Origin of the sequence: Microbacterium sp. 10M-3C3, from assembly GCF_003931875.1 — a bacterium.
Classification (GTDB): Bacteria; Actinomycetota; Actinomycetes; order Actinomycetales; family Microbacteriaceae; genus Microbacterium.
The window spans coordinates 645,351-665,729 of record NZ_CP034245.1 but is presented as its reverse complement, the minus strand read 5'-3'; the positions used below and the strand labels follow the sequence as shown (position 1 = coordinate 665,729).

Below are 20,379 nucleotides of genomic sequence, written 5' to 3'. Positions count from 1 at the left end.
GCGGGGCGGTCGACGGCATCGGACATGCGGCCGACGCTAGCAGCTGGGTCTCGATCCGGCCGTCCGCTGCGTAGCAAAGACCGTAAGTTTTCCGTTAGCATGGCGCTCACACCGTAGATTTTCCCGCACGCGCACACCCGCGAGCACGAACGGAGGCGACATGACGCTCACGACCCCCGCCCTCGACAGCGACCTGCTCGCGGGCTGCGACGCCGCATCCGCCGAGCGCTCCCCGGCGTGGGTGCAGCTCAAGCGCGCGACCATCGCGCTGCAGTCCCTACAGGCGAAGGACGGCTCGGTTCCGGATGCCGCGGCGCACGACGCAGCCGCCGCGCTCGTGGCGGACATCGTCGCCGCGATCACCGCGCTCGCCCCCCTGTTCCCCCACGACGCCGCGTACCTCACCGCGTCGGTGTCCGACTTCGAGCGGTGGCGTTCGGAGGGCTTCGGGGTGCCCGACTTCCTCGACTCGCTCGTGGCCTTCCAGCCGCAGCAGCAGCGGATCGACGGCATCCGCCACCTCGTCGTCTTCCCGATGTACACGCAGAACGGCTCGCCCGACCGGCACGTCGAGGCGCTCCTGGTCGAGACGATCTGGCCCGAGTTCATCGCCCGCCTGGAGACCGAGTACACCAACCGGCTGTTCGTCTCGCTGCGCCTGGTCGACTTCACGCCGGGGTACGACACCAACTCGGCCGTCCTGTTCCCCGAGACCGTCGCGATGCGCGAGATCCCCCCCTTCACGTGGGGCGCGATCTTCCAGGACCGCGAGGCCGCCCGGTACCGCCGCGTCGTGCGCGCTGCCTCCGAGATCACGAAGCTCGACCTGCCCGCCGAGGCCGCCCGCATGCTCGACGACCAGGCGCTCACCGAGCGGACGTTCGTCATGTGGGACCTCATCCACGACCGCACGCACATGCGCGGCGACCTGCCGTTCGATCCGTTCATGATCAAGCAGCGCATGCCGTTCTTCCTCTACTCCCTCGAGGAGCTGCGCTGCGACCTGACCGCGTTCCGCGAGTGCGTCGCGATCCAGCAGCGCCTGTCGGCCCGCGACGACCGGGATGCGGCGGAGGCGGCGATGCTCGAGCATGCGAAGCTCGTGCAGTACGCCGTGATCTTCGACCGCATCTTCCGCTTCGCGATCACCGGCTCCCGCGTGCGCAACTACGACGGCCTCGGCGGGCAGCTGCTGTTCGCGTGGCTGCACCAGCGCGGCGTGCTGCACTGGACCGACACCGCGCTCGCGTTCGACTGGGACGAGGTGCCGGCGGCCGTCGTCGCGCTCGCCGACGCGATCGACGAGCTGTACTGGCGCTCGATCGACCGCCCGAAGACCGCGCACTGGCTCGCGGCCTACGACCTCGTCCGTGGCGTCGTGACGCCGCATCCGGCCTCGCAGTGGAACCGCGGTCTCCCGGATGAGATCCTCGCCGGGGCCCCGAAGGGCTACACCGACGCGGTCCTGGACGACGAGTTCCCGCTGTCGATGTTCTTCGAGGCGCTCGAGAAGAAGATGCGCCCCGTCATCGCGTCGACGGAGGGCATCCGCGGCACCGACTGAGCCCCGTCGAGTGTCCCCCGCGCCTGCGGAAGGGCAGGGACACGCCGCGCCCGTGGGGGACGCAGGGCGTGTCGTGGACACTCAACGCTCGGCGTCTGCCTGCGCGGCCAGCATGGCGTCGAGGATCGCGTCGGCGACCTCGCGCTTGGCGCCGGATGCCTCGGCGATGACGCCACGGGCGGAGACGACGAGCACCGCGTTGTCGGCGGCGCCGAAACCCTCGTGCCAGCCGACGCGGTTGGCCACGAGCAGGTCGACGCCCTTGCGCGCGCGCTTGTCGAGCGCGCGCCGGCGCAGGGCCTCGTCGGTGTCCGCCGTCTCGGCCGCGAACGCCACGATCGTCTGCCCGGGGCGACGGGCCGCGGCGAGCCCGGCCACGATGTCGGGCGTCTCGACGAGCTCGAGCACGAGGCCGTCGCGGTCGGCCTTGTGCAGCTTCTCGTCGCTCACGGTGCCGACACGGAAGTCGGAGACGGCGGCGGCCATGATCACGACGTCGGCCTCGGCCGCCGCATCCGCCATCGCCCGCTGCAGCTGCGCCACATCCGACACGCGGACGATGTCGACCCGCGGGTGCCGCGACGCGGCGTCGAGCACACGGTCGTCCACGTGGGCCGCGACGAGGGTCACCGCGGCGCCGCGGTCGGCGGCGGCGAGGGCCACGGCGGCGCCCTGCCGGCCGCTCGAGCGGTTGCCGAGGAAGCGCACCGGGTCGATCGGCTCGCGCGTGCCGCCCGTCGACACCGCGACGCGCAGCCCCGTGAGGTCGTCGCGCTCGGGGACGACCGCGAGCGCCGCGGCCACGATGTGTTCGGGCTCGGCCATGCGGCCGGGGCCGCTGTCGCCACCGGTGAGCGGGCCGTCGGCCGGACCCACGATGTGCACGCCGCGGTCGCGCAGCGTCGCGATGTTCGCCTGCGTCGCGGGGTGCGCCCACATCTCGCTGTGCATCGCCGGCGCGACCACCACCGGCGCGCTCGTGGCCAGCAGCGTCGTGCCGAGGAGGTCGTCGGCGAGGCCGGCCGCCATCTTCGCGAGCGAGTTGGCCGTCGCCGGCGCGACGATCACGAGCTCGGCGCGGCGCCCGAGGGCGACGTGGCGCACCTCGGCGACGTCGTCGTGCACACTGGTCGTGACGGGGTGGCGGCTGATCGCCTCCCACGTCGTCAGCCCGACGAAGCGCAGCGCGTCCTGGGTCGGGATGACGTGCACGTCATGGCCCGCGGTCACGAGCAGCCGGACGAGGTGCACACTCTTGTACGCGGCGATGCCCCCGGTGACGCCCACGACGATGAACACGCGCCCATCTTTCCACGGGCGCCGAGGGAGGACCCCGATGCGCCGAGGAGGTCGCCGATGTGCACCGTGATCGTACGGGTGCCGGAGGATCCGTCGCTTGCCACCCGCGTGCTGGCCATCCGCGACGAGGACCCGCAGCGCGCGTGGGACCCGCCGGGCGAGTGGTGGCCGCAGCGGCCGGGCGTGATCGGGGTGCGCGACGTGCGCGCGGGCGGCGCGTGGCTGGCGGCGGATGCGGCGACCGCCCGGCTCGCGGTGATCCTGAATCGACGCGACGTCCCCGGCGCGACGGCGTCGCGCGGGGCGGTCGTGCTCGAGGCGGTGGAGGGCCGCGCGCCGGTCGCCCCGCGGACGAACGGCTTCAATCTCGTCTCGACCGGCCCGGACGGCACCCGCGTGACGTCGTGGGACGGTGACGCGCTGCGCGAGGTGGCGCTCGCCCCGGGCGTGCACATGGTCGCGCACGACGACGTGGACGACCCCGCGACGCCGCGGATCGCGCGGTGGCTGCGCGAGTTCGCCGCCGGCGAGGCCGACGCCGTGCCGTGGTGGCGCGGCTGGCTCGGCGTGCTCGCCGGCACGGCGCGGCTGGACCCGACCGACGACGAGGCGATCGTGCGCGACAACCGGCCCCACGGTGTGCCGACGCTGTCGCTGCTCGTGTGCGCCGCCTCCGTGGGCCCGGGCGGCGTCGAGCTCGTCTCCGGGACGCTCGACCGTCCGGGCCGGTGGAACGACCTGGACCTGCAGCCGCCCCTTCCTAGACTGAGCGCATGAGCGACGACGACGCGCGGCGTGCCGCGGATCCGACCGGCCCGGCCGACGAGCGGGGCGGCGCTTCTGCCGCGAACGACGAGCGGGGCGCGGGTTCCGGCGCGGCCGAGCGGGGCGCGGACGAGCGGGAAGGCGTCGCCGGGCGGCTCGTGCTCCTGGCGGGCGGCACGAGCGACGCGGGGCGCGCCGCGGCCCGGGCGCTCGTCGCCGCCGGCGCGCGCGTCGTCGTGGCCGGTCGGGATGCGGCGAAGCTCGACGCGCTGTGCGCCGCGGTCGACGGCGTCGCGTCCGAAGTGGCCGACCTCACCGACGAGGAGGCGGTCGGCGACCTCGCCCGCCGCATCCGCGACCGGCACGGCCGGGTCGACGGGGTGCTGCACCTCGTCGGCGGCTGGCGCGGCGGCGGCGGACTGGCGGGCCAGACCGACGCCGACTTCCGCGCGCTGGAGACGTCGCTGACGGCGCTGCGGCACGTGTCGCGGGCGTTCGACGAGGACCTTCGCGCCTCGAGCGCGGGACGCGAGGCGATCGTGTCGTCGACGGCGGTCGCGAAGCCGCTGGCGGGGGGCGCCAACTACGCCGCCGTCAAGGCGGCCGCCGAGGCGTGGACCCGCGCGGTCGGGCAGGGCTTCGCGAAGGCGGCGCGCGACGCCGGCGCCGAGCAGAGTGCGGCCGCCGTGGTCTTCCGGGTGAAGGCGCTGGCCGGCCTCGAGGACGCCCTCGCCGACGCGTTCGTCGCGCTGTGGGACGACGACGCCGCCTCGTGGCACGACGCCGTCATCGAGCTCGCCGCCCCGTAACCCCGCGGTCCGTCGCACAGCTTCGGGTCCGCGTTCGGGGCGCGACGCGGACGGTCGGGGCGCGACACGTGCGCCCCGCACGCGCGAAGTGCGCCCCGAACCGGGGCCATGCGTGGGTCCGCGCCGCGCGGAAGCCGCGGCGCCCCGAGCGGGTCAGGATGGCCGTACGGCTCAGCGGGGGTCGGCGGGGTCCGGCATCGAGGGCACGCCGGCCCGGGCGGCGGGCACCGAGGGCGCCGCATCCGGAGCCGCCGCATCCGGAGCCGCCTCGGACGGGACAGCCGCCGCATCCGGAGCCGCCGCATCCGGAGCCGCCTCGGACGGGACAGCGGCCGCGTACTCGCGCGACAGGATGCGGTACGAGCGTGTCGCGAACGCCAGGAGCGCGAGCACGACCATGATCAGCCCGGCGAACAGGAACACCATCGCGATGCCGCGTGCCTGGCCGTCACCGAGGAGCCACCCCCACGCGTCGCGCCCGGCGTCGCTGTTCATGTACGGGATGATCGCGAACTCCGCGATCGGCGCGATGAGGAACGCGGTGATCGGCGCCGCGGCCGACTCGAACGCCGCGGCGAAGCCGAAGACGCGTCCCTGCGTGCGGAAGGGGACGACCTTCTGGATCACGGTCTGCTCGGCCGCCTCGACGGCCGGGATGAGCGCCATGTACACCCAGATGCCGAGCGCGTACAGCCACCACCACTCGCGGATCGTGAACACGGCGCCGAGCACGCCCATGCCGACGACGATCCACAGCATGGTGCGGATGGGGTTCTTACCGAGGCCGAACCGGCCGATCGCCAACCCACCGATGATGAAGCCCGTCGAGGTCACCCCGAGGATGACGCCCCAGATGCGCACGTCGAACAGCTCGAGGCCGTACGGGTCCATGAGCGCCATGTAGACGCCGCCGATGAGGTTGTTGAACGTCGAGAAGATGATGAGGGCGAACAGACCCGGCGCGGCCCGGACGGCCGTGATGGCGCCGCGCAGATCCACCGCGGGCTGGCGCGGGCCGTCGGGCTCGGGCTTGTCCTCCGGGATGCGCACCGTCAGCAGGTGCACGAACGCGACGAGCGTGAGGCCGATCGCCAGCACGAGCGTCCACCCCATGCCGCCGAGGCCGATCGCGAGCCCCGAGAAGACGCTCGTCACGGCGAAGGCGACGCCCTGCACGGTGCCGACGTAGCCGTTGGCGTTGGCGTGCTTCTCGACCGGCACGAGGAGCGTGACGGTGGTCGACAGCGCGATGTTGCGCATGTTCTCGATGACGGCGCCGAACAGGATGATCCCGGAAAACAGCCAGAACCACGGACCGCCGAGGTCGAGGAGCGCGGCCTCGGGGGACGCGAGGTACAGCCCGCCCGCGGCGCTGAACGCCACGAGCGTCACGAGGCTCGAGAACACCCTCACGCGGTGCTTGCGGTGCCGGTCGACGATCGACCCGAACACCATCGCGAACAGCGCGAGCAGCAGCATGTACGCGCCGCCGATGATGCCGGTGGCCAGCACGCTCTCGGTCTCCAGGTACACCCAGAACGTCAGCGCGAACCACAGGAAGCTCGTCGTCACATTCGCGACCGCCGTGTTCACGAGCACGTTGGCGAACGTGCGCACGCCGTGCGGGGGCGGGACGACGGTCGACGTGGTGGGCTCGGTCATACGGGCAGGGTAGCCACCGCCTCCGACACGGCGCGACGGTCCATGCGGTCGCATCCGGTGCGACCTGCGCGCGCGGGCGTCGCCGTAGGCTGAGATCTCGTGACCTATCTGCATGACCCGGCCGTGCGCGGCTTCGCCTCCGACAACTACTCCGGCGTGCACCCGGAGGTGCTCGCCGCGATCGCAGAGGCCAACGGCGGACATCAGATCTCGTACGGCGAGGACGCGTACACCGAGCGGCTGCAAGAGGTCTTCGCCGCCCATCTGGGTGACGGCGTGCAGGCCTTTCCCGTGTTCAACGGCACCGGCGCGAACGTCGTGGGCCTGCAGTCGATGCTGCCGCGCTGGGGCGCGGTGATCGCCGCGTCCACCGCGCACATCAACGTCGACGAGGGCGGCGCGCCCGAGCGGGTCGCCGGGATCAAGATCCTGAACGTGCCGACCGACGACGGCAAGCTGACCCCCGAGCTCATCGACCGGGAGGCGTGGGGCTGGGGCGACGAGCACCGCGCCCAGCCGCTCGTCGTCTCGATCACGCAGTCGACCGAGCTCGGCACGCTGTACTCAATCGAGGAGCTGCGCGCGATCGCCGACCACGTGCACGCGCGCGGCATGCGCCTGCACCTCGACGGCGCCCGCATCTCCAACGCGGCCGCGGCGCTGGGCGTGCCGCTGCGCGCGTTCACGCGCGACGTCGGCGTCGACGTGCTGAGCTTCGGCGGGACGAAGAACGGGGCGATGCTCGGCGAGGCCATCGTCGTGCTGAACCCCGAGGCATCCGAGGGCCTCACGTACCTCCGCAAGCTCGACATGCAGCTCTCGAGCAAGATGCGGTTCGTCTCGGCGCAGCTGATCGCGCTGCTGGAGGGCGACCTGTGGCTGCGCAATGCGGGGCACGCGAACGCGATGGCTCAGCGGCTGCGGGCGGGCATCGAGGCGGGGCTGGCGGACGGCTCGATCCGCGGCGTCGCCTTCACGCAGCCGACCCAGGCCAACGGCGTGTTCGCGACGCTTCCCGAGGGCGTCGCCGACCGGCTGCGCGAGAGCTTCCGGTTCTACGACTGGGACGCCGCGCGCCGCGAGGTGCGGTGGATGTGCAGCTTCGACACGACCGAGGACGACATCGACGCGTTCGTCGCTGCGATCGCCCGGGAGACGACCGGGGCCTGACGCCCCGCCGAACCCGCGTCAGCGCAGGGCGCCGACACTCGCGAGGGCCAGGCGCACGAGGGTGCCGCGACCGCCCTCCATCTCGGCCGCGAGGGCGTCGGATGCGGCTTCCTCGGGCGAGAGCCACGTGACCTCGAGCGCGTCCTGCCGGGGCTCGCACGTGCCGGTGACGGGCACGACGAACGCGAGCGAGACGGCGTGCTGGCGGTCGTCGTGGAAAGCGCTCACGCCCGGGATCGGGAAGTACTCGGCCACCGTGAAGGGCGTCGGCTGCGGGGGCAGCGACGGGAAGGCCATCGGGCCGAGGTCGTTCTCGAGATGGCGGAAGAGCGCGTCGCGCACGGTCTCGCCGTAGCGCACGCGCCCCGACACGATCGTGCGGGTGATCTCTCCCACGGGCGTCGCGCGCAGCAGGATGCCGACAGACACGACCGCGCCCATGCCGTCGGTGCGCACCGGCACCGCCTCGACGTAGAGCATCGGCAGCCGGCGGCGCGCCTCGGTGAGCTCGACGTCGCTGAGCCACCCGGGATTGGCCGAGGCCGCCCCGGCCGTCTCGAAGGGCCCCGTGAAGGGCTCGCGGGGCTCGTTCTCGTCGCCGCCCTGGGCGGGATCGGGGTCGGGGGTGCGAACCGGCATGCTCCCTGTATAGCAACCCGGCGGCCGAACTCCATGCGCACGGCGGCACGTCGCGGGGTCCTGCGAGGATGGCGGGATGGATGCTGCGCCCCGCGTCGACCCCGATCTGGTGCTGTGGTCCGTGCCCGAGGAGGAGCGGGCGGGACGTCCCCTGCTCGTGCTGCTGCACGGCTACGGAGCGGACGAACGCGACCTGTTCGGCCTGAGCGCCCACCTGCCCGACGACTTCGTCTTCGCCGCCGTCCGGGCGCCGCTCACGCCGCCGTGGCCGGCCCCCGGCTTCTCGTGGTACCCGATCGAGGGGCTCGACGGTCGCGATCCGGATGCGGTGACCGCGGCGGGGCACGGACTGCTCGCGTGGCTCGCGGCGGCCGCGCCCGCTGCATCCGTCGGCCTCCTCGGCTTCTCGCAGGGAGCGGCCGTCGCACTTCAAGCGCTGCGGCTCGACCCCGACCGCATCGGCTTCGTCGTGAATCTGTCGGGCTATGCCGCGCCCGGCGCACTCCCTCGCGACGAGGAGCTCGCCGAGCGCCGTCCGCCGGTGTTCTGGGGGCGCGGCACCCACGACGACGTCATCCCGACCGCCCTCGTCGCGCACACGACGGAATGGCTGCCCGCGCACGCCGACCTCAGCGGCCGGGTCTACGCGGGGCTCACGCACAGCGTGTCGCAGGACGAGCTCGCCGACGTGCGCACGTTCCTCATGAAGCGGCTGGCGGGCTGACGGGCTTCGCGCCCCGGGAGGGGATCCGCCTTGAGGAGGGCGATTCGGCCGAATCCACCCTCCCGCGGCGGGATCTCCTCCCGTGGCGCCGCCGGGCGCCAGGGCGGGCGGCCGCGGGGACGCCGCCGCGGGAGTCCTGCGCAGGTCGGCGGATGCGGCGACGCGGCGCATGCGCTATCGTGGCGAGTCCTGTCCCGAGTGTGAGGATTCCTCCGGTGAAGAACGTCTACGCTTCCGCGCCCCTGTCCGCGCGCTGAACCGTCGACCCGCCGTCTCTCGGTAGACCCTTCGTCCCTCGGGGACGCGGTCCGGTGTCAGTGCTCTGCACACCCGGAGTTCCGCATGTCATCACCCTCCCCCTCCCTCGTCTTCGACCACGTCACGGTCGAGTGGCCCGACGGCACCGCCGCCCTGGACGCCGTATCGGGCTCGTTCGGCGCACGCCGTACGGGCCTGGTCGGTCGGAACGGATCCGGCAAGTCGACGCTGCTGCGCGTCGCGGCCGGTGAGCTCGCGCCGACCTCCGGCCAGGTCGTCCGCGCGGGCGACGTCGCAATGCTGCCCCAGCGGCTGACGCTCGACGTCGACCGTCCCGTCGCGGAGCTGCTGCGCGTCGACCGCGCTCTCGCGGCGGTGCGCGCCATCGCGGCGGGCGACGCCGATCCGCGCCACTTCGACGCCGTCGGCGACGACTGGGACGTCGAGGCGCGCGCCCACGCGGCGCTCGCCGACGCCGGCCTGCCGACTGACGCGCTCGACCGCACGGTCGGCACGCTCTCGGGCGGCGAAGCGGTGCTCGCGGCGGTCGCGGGCATCCGGCTCGCCTCCCCGGCGATCACGCTGCTCGACGAGCCGACCAACAACCTCGACCGCGAGGCGAGAGCGCGCCTGCGCGACCTCCTCCGTGGCTGGCGGGGCGCGCTCGTCGTCGTCAGCCACGACGTCGCGCTGCTGGACGACATGGACGAGACCGCCGAGCTCTACGGCAACGACCTGTCGGTGTACGGCGGCGGTTACACCGCGTGGCGGACGTGGATGGAGGCGGAGCAGGATGCGGCGCGACGGACCGAGCGCGACGCCGCACACGCGTTCAAGCGCGAGAAGCGCGAGCGCATCGAGGCCGACCAGAAGCTGCAGACGCGCTCGGCGATGGCGCGGAAGGCCGAGCACGAGAAGCGCGTGCCGAAGATCATCGCGCACGGCCGCCGCTCGGCGGCACAGGTGTCGGCGGGGCGACTGCGCACCGAGGTGCGGGGCAAGGAGGACGCCGCCCGCGCGGCGTGGGATGCGGCGGGGCGCCGCGTGCGCGACGACGACGCGGTGCACATCGACCTCCCCGATCCGCGTGTCGCGGCGGGGCGCCGCATCCTGACCGTCCGCGACGACTCGCGCGCGTGGATCGTGCAAGGCCCCGAGCGTGTCGCCCTCGTCGGCCGCAACGGCGTCGGCAAGACGACGCTGCTCGAGCGACTCGCGCGGAATTCAGGCGCTACCGACCGAAACGGCGCTGGAACGGGCGCCGACACCCCGTTCCACCTGAATTCCGCGCGGATCGAGGCGCACACCGACCGCGTGGCGTACCTGCCGCAGCGCGTCGATGACCTCGACGACGCGGCATCCGTGCTCGAGAACGTCGCCGCTGCGGCGCCCGATGTCCCGACGCCGGAAGTGCGCAATCGTCTCGCGCGCTTCCTGTTGCGCGGCGACGCCGTCGATCGGCCGGTGTCGACGCTGTCGGGCGGCGAGCGCTTCCGCGTCGCGCTGGCGCGGAAGCTCCTGGCCGACCCGCCCGCGCAGCTGCTGGTGCTGGACGAGCCGACGAACAACCTCGACCTCGACACGGTCGACCAAGTCGTCGCGGCGCTCGCGGCCTATCGCGGCGCCGTGCTCGCGGTCAGCCACGACGAGGTCTTCCTCGAGCGGCTCGGCGTCGACCTGACGCTCGAGCTCGGCCCTGACGGCATCCGGGAGCTGTAGCGCGGTCGCCGGGGAAGGAGATCCGGCCTCGGGAGGGCGATCCGCGCCGATCCGTCCTCCCCACGCGGGTTCTCCTCCCGAAGCGTCAGCGCGGGTCGTCGGAGGGCGCGGGCGGATCGTCCGAGGCGGCGGGCGGCGGGTCAGACGGCTTCCGGTCGGCGGATGCAGCGCCGAAGGCGAGCGCGAACGCCACGCCCAGGCCCGCCCCGATCGCGATGCCGGTGCCGATGTTCTGGAAGAGACTGCCGAGGGCCACGCCGATCGCGACGCCGAGGGCGATCCCGACGCCCCACGCCCACTGCGGCCGATCCCGTCCGTTCTCGCTTCCTGGTGGCGTCATGCCCCCACGGGAGGCGGGCGTTCGCGGCGGGCGGATCCCCCACGGGACGGAGATCCGTCAACCCCGCCCGCGTGTCGGTGGCCCCGGCCAAGATGGAGGGATGGCGTCCAACGCGGCCGCACAGAAGGTGCTGGCGAGATTCGGTCCTGCCACGCAGGACTGGTTCCGTGGCGCCTTCGCCGCGCCGACCTCGGCGCAGATCGGTGCGTGGGAGGCCATCTCGGCCGGCCGCCATGCCCTCGTGGTGGCGCCCACGGGCTCGGGCAAGACGCTGTCGGCCTTCCTGTGGGCGATCGACCGCGTGTTCCGGGAGCCCTACCGCCCGCCCGCCGAAAAGCGCCGCCGCGACGCGCCCCCCGCGTCGCGCACGCGCATCCTGTACATCTCGCCGCTGAAGGCCCTCGGCGTCGACGTCGAGCGCAACCTCCGCTCCCCCCTGGTCGGAATCGGCCAGTCGGCACGGCGCCTCGGGCTCGACGTGCCCGCGGTCACGGTCGGCGTCCGCTCGGGTGACACCACCTCCGCCGACCGCCGCAAGCTCGTCGTCGAGCCGCCCGACATCCTCATCACGACGCCCGAGTCGCTGTACCTCATGCTCACGAGCCAGGCCGGCGACACCCTCCGCGACGTCCACACCGTGATCGTCGACGAGGTGCACGCGGTCGCCGCCACCAAGCGCGGCGCGCACCTCGCCGTGAGCCTCGAGCGCCTCGACGCGCTGCGCCGCAGCTTCGATCCGGATGCGGCGCCCGCGCAGCGCATCGGGCTGTCGGCGACCGTCCGCCCCATCGACGAGGTCGCGCGCTTCCTCGGTGGGGCGCAGCCGGTCGACATCGTCGCCCCGAAGGCGACCAAGGCCTTCGACCTGTCGGTCGTCGTGCCCGTCGACGACATGCTCAATCCGCCGCCGCCTCCCCGCGCGACCGCGCCGGCGCCGCGCCCGCCGCGCGAGGACGACGACGGCGACGGCGACGGCGACTGGTTCGCGACGCCTCCCGAGAACACCGAGATGACCGGGTCGGTGTGGCCGCACGTGGAGGAGGCGATCGTCGACCGCATCCTGCAGCACCGCTCGACGATCGTGTTCTCCAACTCGCGCCGGCTCGCGGAGCGGCTGACCGGCCGGCTGAACGAGATCTACGCCGAGCGGCTGGGCATCGACGTGCCCGAGCCGACGGTGCCGGCATCCGTCATGGCGCAGGCCGGTTCCTCCGCCGGCGCCCCGGCGATCCTCGCCAAGGCCCACCACGGGTCGGTGTCGAAGGAGCAGCGCGCGCAGGTCGAGGACGAGCTGAAGTCCGGGGCGCTGCGCTGCGTCGTGGCCACCAGCAGCCTAGAGCTCGGCATCGACATGGGGTCGGTCGACCTCGTGATCCAGGTCGAGGCGCCGCCGAGCGCCGCATCCGGTCTGCAGCGCGTGGGCCGCGCGGGGCACCAGGTCGGCGAGGTCAGCCGCGCGGCGCTCTTCCCGAAGCACCGCAGCGACGTGCTGCACACCGCGATCGTCACCGAGCGCATGCTCGCCGGACGCATCGAGGCCATCGCCGTGCCGCAGAACCCGCTCGACATCCTCGCGCAGCAGACGGTCGCGGCGTGCGCGCGCGGTGCGGTCGATGTGGAGGACTGGTACGAGACCGTCAAGCGCAGCGCGCCATTCCGCTCGCTGCCGCGCTCGGCATACGAGGCCACGCTCGACCTCCTCGCCGGACGCTACCCGTCCGACGAGTTCGCCGAGCTGCGCCCGCGCCTGGTGTGGGATCGTGACGCGGGCACGCTCACGGGTCGGCCGGGCGCCCAGCGCATCGCGGTGACCAGCGGCGGCACGATCCCGGACCGCGGTCTGTTCGGCGTGTTCGTCTCCGGCGAGTCGCAGAACGCCCGCGTCGGCGAGCTCGACGAGGAGATGGTGTACGAGTCGCGTGTGAACGACGTGTTCACGCTCGGCACGACGAGCTGGCGCATCGTGGAGATCACGCACGACCGCGTCAACGTGGTGCCCGCCTTCGGCCAGCCCGGCAAGGTGCCGTTCTGGCATGGCGACGGCATCGGCCGCCCGGCCGAGCTCGGCGAGGCCCTCGGCGGGTTCACGCGCGAGCTGTCGGCCGCGCCGCCCGAGAAGGCGACCGCACGGCTGCGGGACTCGGGCCTCGACGACAACGCGGTGTCGAACCTGCTGTCCTACCTCGCCGAGCAGCGCGAGGCCACCGGGACACTGCCCACCGACCGCTCGTTCACGGTCGAACGCAGCCGCGACGAGGTGGGCGACTGGCGCGTCATCCTGCATTCTCCGTACGGCATGCCCGTGCACGCGCCGTGGGCGCTCGCCGTCAACGCCCGCATCCGCGAGCGCCTCGGCGTCGAAGGGGCCGCGGTCGCCAGCGACGACGGCATCATCGCGCGGGTGCCGGATGCGACGGCCGAGCCGCCGGGCGCCGACCTCTTCGTCTTCGAGCCCGACGAGCTCGAGCAGATCGTCACGGACGAGGTCGGCGGGTCGGCGCTGTTCGCCTCGCGCTTCCGGGAGTGCGCCGCCCGGGCGCTGCTGCTCCCCCGCCTGAACCCCAACCGACGCTCACCGCTGTGGCAGCAGCGGCAGCGCTCGGCGCAGCTGCTCGAGGTGGCCCGGCGCCACCCGACGTTCCCGATCATCCTCGAGACGCTCCGCGAGGTGCTGCAGGACGTGTACGACCTGCCGGCGCTGCTGCGGGTCGCGCGCGGCATCGCCGACCGCCGCATCCGCGTCGTCGAGACCACGACGTCGCAGCCGTCGCCGTACGCGCGCGACCTGCTCTTCGGGTACGTCGGCGCGTTCATGTACGAGGGCGACTCGCCCCTGGCCGAGCGCCGTGCCGCCGCGCTGTCGGTCGACCCGGCCCTGCTGGGCGAGCTGCTCGGCAAGGTCGAGATGCGCGAGCTCCTCGACCCCGACGTGATCGCGCAGTTCGAGCGCGAGGCGCAGCGGCTCGACCCCTCGCGCCGGGCGCGCGGGCTCGAAGGGGTCGCCGACCTCCTCCGCATGCTCGGCCCCCTCGACGCCGCCGAGGTGGCTGGGCGGCTCGACCCTTCGACGAGCCCTTCGACGAGCTCAGGAACCGGGACCGGCCCTTCGACCGGCCCTTCGACGAGCTCGGGGACCGATACCGCCACGAGCCCTTCGGCAGACGCAACGGACGCGGCGGCGACCGTCGCGGAAGCCGCGGAGCTGCTCGAGCGGCTCGTGGCCGACCGGCGGGCGATCACCGTCACGATCGCCGGGACGTCGCGCGTCGCCGCGATCGAAGACGCCGGGCGGCTGCGCGACGCGCTCGGTGCGGCGCTGCCGGTGGGCATCCCGAACGCCTTCCTGGATCCGGTCGCCGATCCGCTCGGCGACCTCGTCGCCCGCTACGCGCGCACCCATGCGCCCTTCCGCGCCGACGCGGTCGCCGAGCGGCTGGGCGTCGGCGTGGCCGTCGCCCGCCTGACGCTCCAGCGCCTGGAGTCGCACGGGCGCATCGCGAGCGGCTTCTTCCTGCCGGAGTCGATCGCCCCCACGGGCGCGGGCGATGACACCGAGTGGTGCGACAGCGAAGTGCTCCGACGGCTGCGGATGCGCTCGCTCGCGGCGATCCGCGGCAGCGTCGAGCCGGTGCCGCCCGAGGCCTACGCACGGTTCCTCCCGCTGTGGCAGCACGTCACGCGGCCGCTCGAGGGCGTGGACGGGGTCGCCGCGGTGGTCGAGCAGCTCGCGGGGGTGCCGATCCCGGCCAGCGCATGGGAGTCGCTCATCCTCCCGGCCCGCGTCTCCGGATACACACCGGCGATGCTCGACGAGCTCACCGCGTCGGGCGAAGTCGTGTGGTCGGGCGCGGGCACGCTGCCCGGACGCGACGGCTGGATCGCCCTGCATCCCGCGGATACGGCGCCCCTCACCCTCGCGGCACCGGACGACGAGCTCGCCGCCGACGGCCTCGAAGCGCGCATCGTCGAGGCGCTCGGCGCGGGCGGGGCATACTTCGCCGCGCAGCTGCGGCAGGCCGTCGGCGCCGAGAACGAGCAGTCCGTCGTCGAGGCGCTGTGGAACCTCACATGGGCCGGGCGCGTGACCAACGACACGTTCGCGCCCGTGCGCACGCTCGTCGGCGGCGGGGGTCAGGCGCACCGGGTCGCCCGGCGCGCACCGCGGGCACGCCTGTACCGGGGCACCGCGCTCCCGCGCACGTCGACGCCGCCACGACCGCCGGCACTCGGCGGGCGCTGGTCGCTGCTGCCGCAGCCCGAGGGCGATCCGACGCTGCGGGCGACGGCGACCGCGAGCCTGCTCCTCGATCGCTACGGCGTCGTCACGCGCGGCGCCGTCCAGTCCGAAGGCGTGCCCGGGGGGTTCGCGCAGGTCTACCGCATCCTGTCCGGGTTCGAAGAGGCGGGGCACTGCCGCCGCGGGTACGTGATCGAGAAGCTCGGCGCCGCCCAGTTCGCCGCATCCACGACCGTCGACCGTCTGCGTGAATTCGCCGCAGTCCCCGACCCGCCGCCGCTGCGCACGGTGACCCTCGCCGCCACCGACCCGGCGAACCCGTACGGCGCGGCCCTCGGCTGGCCCGCGCTGGAGGGCGTGTCGCACCGACCAGGCCGCAAGGCCGGCGGCCTCGTCGTGCTCGTCGACGGCGTGCTCACGCTGTACCTCGAGCGCGGGGGGCGCACGGCACTCGCCTTCACCGACGACATCGAGCGGCTCACCGCCGCCGCGCGCGACCTCGCCGGCACTGCCCGCGGCCGCCGGCTCGACACCCTGACCGTCGAGCAGGTCAACGGCGCGTTCGTGTACGGCACCCCGGTGGGCCAGGCGCTGCGCGATGCCGGGTTCGTCGAATCGCCCCGCGGCCTCACGCTCCGGCGGACGACGGCCGGGGATCAGCTCCGCGAGGCCGCGCGTGCCTGAGGGCGACACCGTCTACCGCACGGCCGAGCGCCTCGCGGCCGCGCTCGTCGGCGGCGAGGTGACGCGGTTCGACATCCGGGTGCCGCGCAGCGCCGTCGCAGACCTGCGCGGCGAAACGGTGACATCCGTCGTCGCACGGGGCAAGCATCTCCTCGAGCGGATCGGCGCGTACTCGCTGCATTCGCATCTGAAGATGGAGGGCCGGTGGGACGTGTACGCCCCCGGCGCCCGGTGGCGCCGCCCCGCGTACGCGGCGCGGGCCGTGGTCGGCACCGCGCGCGCGGAGACGGTCGGCTTCGACCTCGCGATGGTCGAGGTGCTGCCCACAGCCGAGGAGGAGCGCGTCGTCGGGCATCTCGGGCCCGATCCGCTGGCCGCGGACTGGGATGCGGCGGAGGCGACGCGCCGGCTCGCCGCCGACCCGCGTCCGGCCCACGTGGCTCTGCTCGACCAGCGCAACGTCGCCGGCTTCGGCAATGAGTACGCGAACGAGATGCTGTTCGTCCGGGGCATCGCGCCGACGACACCCGCGACGGAGGTCGACGCGGCGGCGCTGATCGACGTGGGCGTGCGCATGATCCGCGCCAACCTGCCACGCCGCGAACGCACCTTCACGGGCGACAGCCGTCCGGGACGGCGCACGTGGGTGTACGGCCGCGCCGGCCAGCCCTGCCGCCGGTGCGGCACGCTCATCCGCGAAGGCTCGCTCGGCGCCTCCGCCACGAGCGAGCGCAACGTGTTCTGGTGCCCCGTCTGCCAGCGGGCGTGAAGCGCTCCGTCCGCGGGCGAGCTGTCAACCCGGTGCGCCATGTCCGCGCGGCGAGGGAGAGTCGTGCGGCGGGGAATCCGCGACGCGACCGGCCTCGAACAGCATGCGAGGGAATGCACAGGAGTCCCTCGCTGTTGGAGCAAGTGTCGGCGTCGAACGGCGCCGCCGGAGGAGAACGTGGGCAAGAACTACATCGACATCGAGAACGACCGCGGCGAGACCCTGCGCTATCGCAAGCACGTCAATGGTCGCGGCTTCATCGCGCACGGCGCCAAGGTGCACCCGAGCGCGGTCGTCGAAGCGGGGGCGTATGTCGAACCTGGGGCCCAGGTCGCGGAGGGCGCGGAGATCGGGCGCGGTGCCTGGATCGAGAGCGACGCCCTGATCGGTCCCAAGGCGCACATCGCTCCCCACGCGCACGTGGGGACCGGTGCTGCGATCGGCGCGGGAGCCACCATCGGCGTGCGCGCGCACATCGGAACCGGTGCGCGCGTGGCGGTCGGCTCGCTCATCGGCGACGACGAGACGATCGCGGACGGCGAGACCGTCGCGACCGACCGTCGCGGTCTTCGCCTGGCTGCCTGACGCCGCTCAGGCGAAGACGAACAGGACGAAGCCGATCAGCGGCACGGTGCCCTGAATGATCGCGGGTCGCGCGTAGCGCCGGCCCGACGTCAAGAGCACGAGCGCCGCGGCCGCCATGCTGCCCAGCGCGAAGAGCGCGAGCGTGCGCCCGGCCACCTCGGGCACCGAGCCCGGGCCGCCCACCCAGAACAGGATCACGCCGAGCGCCGCCCCGATGGCGAGGAACAGGTTGTAGAAGCCCTGGTTGTACGCCATGCCGCGCGTGCGCTCGGCGGTGTCCTGATCGGAGATGCCGAACACCTTCCACACACGAGGTGTCGTCCACTGCACACTCTCCATCACGAAGATGTAGACGTGCAGCAGGGCGCCGAGCGCCGCGCACACCGAGCCCAGGATCGCGATCATGCTCGAACGATAGCGCCGGGTCGTGCCCGCCCGAGCGGGCCACGCGGTGGGCGGGCCGATGGCGACACCTCCCGGCGGGATACCCTGGCGGCATGGCTCGACGCGGCGGACCCCGGCGCTCCGCCGCATCCGGGCGCCCCGCTGCGTCCGGGCGCTCTGCCGCATCCGGGCGCTCCGGGGGAAAGTCGCGGCGCGATGCGAAGCCGATCGCGCCCGGGATGTCCGCAGCTCCCGCCGCGCCCTTCCGCCTCGGGATCGTGCCCGGCGTGATGCCCGGCAAGTGGCTCGCCGCGTGGGAGGAGCAGATACCCGGCACGCCGCTCGTCCTCGAGCAGATCGCCGTGGCCGCGCAGGCCGACGCACTCGCGCCGGGCGGGCTCGATGCCGCGCTCGTCCGCCTGCCCATCGCCGACGACGCCCTGCACGTCGTGCGCCTCTACGACGAGGTCCCCGTCGTTGTCGCGGCGATCGATTCGCACCTCACGGCCGCCGACGAGCTCCAGCCGGCCGACCTCGCGGGCGAGGTCCTCATCGTGCCGCGCGACGACGTCCTCGACGCGCGGCTGCCCGACACCGTGACGCCCGCGTTCGCTCCGCCCGAGACGACCGCGGACGCGATCGCGACCGTCGCCGCAGGCGTCGGCGTGGTCGTGGTGCCCATGTCGCTCGCGCGGCTGCACGCGCGGAAGGATGTCGCGGCGCGGCCGCTGCGCGACGGGCCGGTCTCGACCGTCGCTCTCGCGTGGCGACGCGACGCCGACGACGAGCGCACGCAGACGCTCGCGGGGATCGTGCGCGGCCGGACGGCCCGCTCGTCGCGCTGACCTCAGCGGCCCCGCGCGCCGTCGTCGAGCGCACGCCCGTCGTCGAGCCACACGTCCGAGCGTCCCGCGAGGGCGCGGATCACCTCGGCGGCGTCGGGCGCCCGGCCGCCGTCGCGGGCGATGAGTCGCACGCGCAGCGGCTCGGCGAAGCGGATCCCCTCGACGATCTCGGCACGCACCGGCGCCGCGCCACCCGTGAGCGCCTCCACCTCGACGTCCCAGCCCCGCCGGTCGGCGACCTCGCGGACGTCGGCCGCGGCCCCCGCATCCGCAGCCAGCACATGTCCCCGTGCGTATCGCCGTGCGTCAGCCGTCATGACCACATTGTCGGCCTCCGCCTAGAATCGCGCCATGCCCTTGCCGCTCCTGTACGTCTGCGTGCGGCCGCAGCGGCAGGCGGCGGACGGCGAGTACGCGTCGTTCCGCGCGGCGACCGGTCTCGGCGACGCGCTCGCGCGTCACGACCTCGTGCGCGAGCCGCTGCCCGACGACGCGTTCACGCGATACGGCGGGTTCGTCGTGGGCGGCAGCCCCTTCAACCTCACCGATCCGGAGTGCGACAAGTCCGACGCGCAACGTCGGCAGGAGGCCGACCTCGAGCGCATCGCCGCTGCCGCCGCCGAGGCCCGCACGACCGCGCTGTTCACGTGCTACGGCATCGGCGTCGTCACGCGGATGCTGGGGGGCGAGGTGTCGCGCGAGTTCCCGGAGGACACCGGCCCGGCGCGGATCCGCCTCACCCCTGCCGCGACCGGGGATGCGCTGTTCGGCGGGCTGCCGGCCGAGTTCGCCGCGCTGACCGCGCACAAGGAGGGCGCCGCATCCGCCCCGCCCGGCGCGGTCGTGCTCGCCGAGAACGACGCATGCCCCGTGCAGGCCTACCGCGTGGGAACGCAGCTGTGGGCGACGCAGTTCCACCCCGAACCCGATCCCGTCGCGTTCACCGAGCGCATGGCCATCTACCGCAACGACGGGTACTTCGATCCCGAGGAGTATGACGTGCTGGCCGCACGCGTGCGCGCCGCCGACGTGCGGCACCCGCACGCGATCCTGCGCGCGTTCGCCGCACGCGCGACCGCCTGAGCGGGGCGCGCAGCTCAGTCGACGGACGGGCGCAGGAGCCGCAGACCCGCGACGACGAGCGGCACGAGCGCGATGACGGCGGCGACGATGAGCGCGGTGACGCCGATCCCGGTGTTTTCCGGGTCACCGGCGAGACGCCCCACCGCGAGCCACGAGACGCCCCACGCCGTCGCCAGCGCGGGCGTGACGCGCCAGCCGCTCGCCCACGCCGTCGTCAGCGCGATGGCGACCACGGCCACGAGCACCGCGATGCCCAGGGGCGTGGCGAACTGCGCCGCCGAGGAGGGAAGAGTCTGGGTGAGCAGCGCCGCGGCGTTGGCGGCGGTCGCGATCGTCACCCAGCCGAGATGCAGGCCCGTCACGCCGTCGATGAGGATCGCGTCGATGATCCCGTCGCCGCGTTCGCGCGAGACGACGGCGCGACGGAGCGTGAGACCGAGGGCGGCGAGCAGAAGCACGATCGCGACGAGCGTCAGCGGCAGGGTGAGGAACTGCGCCGTGATGAGCCACAGGCCGTTGAGGACGGCGGTCACCGCGACGAGCCATCCGATCGCGCGCTGGCGGGGGTTGGCCCGCTGCCCCGGAAGCGCCTGCCACACGGTGTACGCGATCAAGCCGGCGTAGATCACCGACCAGATCGAGAACGCCTGGCGCGCGGGGGCGAGGTACGAGCCGTCCGTGTCGAGGGCGCCGTTCTGCAGATCCTGCACGGGGGTGCCGCCGAACAGGCCCGTGCCGATCATCGCGGCGATGAGCATGAACACCACGGCCGAGATCACGCCGATCTGACGGCCGAGGTCCGAGGGACGAGCGGGTGACGTGTCGCGCATGCCAGAAACCTAG

18 protein-coding genes are annotated in these 20,379 nt (G+C 73.7%); 11 read left to right on the top strand and 7 right to left on the bottom strand.

Annotation, left to right across the window (positions count from 1 at the left end):
* Positions 1–160: 160 nt before the first annotated feature.
* Positions 161–1,564: a DUF6421 family protein gene (locus tag EI169_RS03150; RefSeq protein WP_125130930.1), complete on the top strand. Its 1,404-nt coding sequence runs from the start codon at positions 161–163 to the stop codon at positions 1,562–1,564.
* 81 nt (positions 1,565–1,645) lie between these two features.
* Here EI169_RS03150 and coaBC read toward each other — a convergent pair whose 3' ends face one another.
* Positions 1,646–2,863 carry a bifunctional phosphopantothenoylcysteine decarboxylase/phosphopantothenate--cysteine ligase CoaBC gene (gene coaBC / locus EI169_RS03145; RefSeq protein WP_125130928.1) on the bottom strand — a complete coding sequence of 406 codons (1,218 nt, stop codon included), beginning with the start codon at positions 2,861–2,863 and terminating at the stop codon, positions 1,646–1,648.
* A gap of 57 nt (positions 2,864–2,920) precedes the next feature.
* Here coaBC and EI169_RS03140 point away from each other — a divergent pair, with 57 nt between their 5' ends.
* Complete coding sequence (locus EI169_RS03140; protein WP_125130926.1) at positions 2,921–3,640, top strand: NRDE family protein; 720 nt, start codon at positions 2,921–2,923, stop codon at positions 3,638–3,640.
* Positions 3,637–4,437, top strand: a complete 801-nt coding sequence (locus EI169_RS03135) for an SDR family NAD(P)-dependent oxidoreductase (protein ID WP_125130924.1) — start codon at positions 3,637–3,639, stop codon at positions 4,435–4,437. The genes EI169_RS03140 and EI169_RS03135 overlap by 4 nt, the downstream gene beginning before the upstream one ends.
* 171 nt (positions 4,438–4,608) lie before the next feature.
* Here the strand turns inward: EI169_RS03135 and EI169_RS03130 are convergent, their stop codons facing one another.
* Positions 4,609–6,099 carry an MFS transporter gene (locus EI169_RS03130; protein ID WP_125130922.1) on the bottom strand — a complete coding sequence of 497 codons (1,491 nt, stop codon included), beginning with the start codon at positions 6,097–6,099 and terminating at the stop codon, positions 4,609–4,611.
* Between the two features lie 99 nt (positions 6,100–6,198).
* Here EI169_RS03130 and EI169_RS03125 point away from each other — a divergent pair, with 99 nt between their 5' ends.
* Positions 6,199–7,269, top strand: coding sequence for a low specificity L-threonine aldolase (locus EI169_RS03125; RefSeq protein ID WP_125130920.1), 1,071 nt, complete (start codon positions 6,199–6,201; stop codon positions 7,267–7,269).
* An 18-nt stretch (positions 7,270–7,287) separates the two neighbouring features.
* Here the strand turns inward: EI169_RS03125 and EI169_RS03120 are convergent, their stop codons facing one another.
* Complete coding sequence (locus EI169_RS03120) at positions 7,288–7,908, bottom strand: NUDIX hydrolase family protein (RefSeq protein ID WP_125130918.1); 621 nt, start codon at positions 7,906–7,908, stop codon at positions 7,288–7,290.
* 76 nt (positions 7,909–7,984) lie between these two features.
* Between EI169_RS03120 and EI169_RS03115 the strand changes: the two genes are divergently transcribed.
* Both EI169_RS03115 and EI169_RS03110 read left to right on the top strand, forming a co-directional pair.
* Positions 7,985–8,632 carry an alpha/beta hydrolase-fold protein gene (locus EI169_RS03115; RefSeq protein ID WP_125130916.1) on the top strand — a complete coding sequence of 216 codons (648 nt, stop codon included), beginning with the start codon at positions 7,985–7,987 and terminating at the stop codon, positions 8,630–8,632.
* 342 nt (positions 8,633–8,974) lie between these two features.
* Positions 8,975–10,609 (top strand): ATP-binding cassette domain-containing protein, encoded by a 1,635-nt coding sequence (locus EI169_RS03110; RefSeq protein WP_125130914.1) that lies wholly within the window; start codon positions 8,975–8,977, stop codon positions 10,607–10,609.
* Positions 10,610–10,694: 85 nt separating this feature from the next.
* Here EI169_RS03110 and EI169_RS03105 read toward each other — a convergent pair whose 3' ends face one another.
* Positions 10,695–10,949: a hypothetical protein gene (locus EI169_RS03105; protein ID WP_125130912.1), complete on the bottom strand. Its 255-nt coding sequence runs from the start codon at positions 10,947–10,949 to the stop codon at positions 10,695–10,697.
* Positions 10,950–11,049: 100 nt separating this feature from the next.
* Between EI169_RS03105 and EI169_RS03100 the strand changes: the two genes are divergently transcribed.
* The 3 genes from EI169_RS03100 to EI169_RS03090 all read left to right on the top strand — a co-directional run bounded on the left by EI169_RS03100 (position 11,050) and on the right by EI169_RS03090 (position 17,224).
* Entirely contained in the window at positions 11,050–15,870 is a 4,821-nt protein-coding gene (locus tag EI169_RS03100) for a DEAD/DEAH box helicase (protein ID WP_125130910.1), read from the top strand.
* Positions 15,863–16,639 carry a DNA-formamidopyrimidine glycosylase family protein gene (locus tag EI169_RS03095; protein WP_125130908.1) on the top strand — a complete coding sequence of 259 codons (777 nt, stop codon included), beginning with the start codon at positions 15,863–15,865 and terminating at the stop codon, positions 16,637–16,639. The genes EI169_RS03100 and EI169_RS03095 overlap by 8 nt, the downstream gene beginning before the upstream one ends.
* Positions 16,640–16,816: 177 nt before the next feature.
* On the top strand, positions 16,817–17,224 hold the full coding sequence (locus EI169_RS03090) for a transferase (protein WP_125130906.1): 408 nt from the start codon (positions 16,817–16,819) through the stop codon (positions 17,222–17,224).
* A 6-nt stretch (positions 17,225–17,230) separates the two neighbouring features.
* Here the strand turns inward: EI169_RS03090 and EI169_RS03085 are convergent, their stop codons facing one another.
* A complete protein-coding gene (locus EI169_RS03085) occupies positions 17,231–17,629 on the bottom strand; it encodes a DUF1304 domain-containing protein (RefSeq protein ID WP_125130904.1) in 399 nt (132 codons plus the stop codon).
* A gap of 218 nt (positions 17,630–17,847) precedes the next feature.
* Between EI169_RS03085 and EI169_RS03080 the strand changes: the two genes are divergently transcribed.
* The gene (locus EI169_RS03080; protein ID WP_125130902.1) at positions 17,848–18,453 is read left to right on the top strand and encodes a LysR substrate-binding domain-containing protein; all 606 of its coding nucleotides are present in this window, start codon (positions 17,848–17,850) and stop codon (positions 18,451–18,453) included.
* Positions 18,454–18,455: 2 nt separating this feature from the next.
* Here the strand turns inward: EI169_RS03080 and EI169_RS03075 are convergent, their stop codons facing one another.
* Positions 18,456–18,770 (bottom strand): hypothetical protein, encoded by a 315-nt coding sequence (locus EI169_RS03075; protein ID WP_125130900.1) that lies wholly within the window; start codon positions 18,768–18,770, stop codon positions 18,456–18,458.
* 34 nt (positions 18,771–18,804) lie between these two features.
* Here EI169_RS03075 and EI169_RS03070 point away from each other — a divergent pair, with 34 nt between their 5' ends.
* Positions 18,805–19,536, top strand: coding sequence for a GMP synthase (locus EI169_RS03070; protein ID WP_125130898.1), 732 nt, complete (start codon positions 18,805–18,807; stop codon positions 19,534–19,536).
* Between the two features lie 14 nt (positions 19,537–19,550).
* Here EI169_RS03070 and EI169_RS03065 read toward each other — a convergent pair whose 3' ends face one another.
* Positions 19,551–20,366, bottom strand: a complete 816-nt coding sequence (locus EI169_RS03065) for a tryptophan-rich sensory protein (protein ID WP_125130896.1) — start codon at positions 20,364–20,366, stop codon at positions 19,551–19,553.
* Positions 20,367–20,379 lie beyond the last annotated feature (13 nt).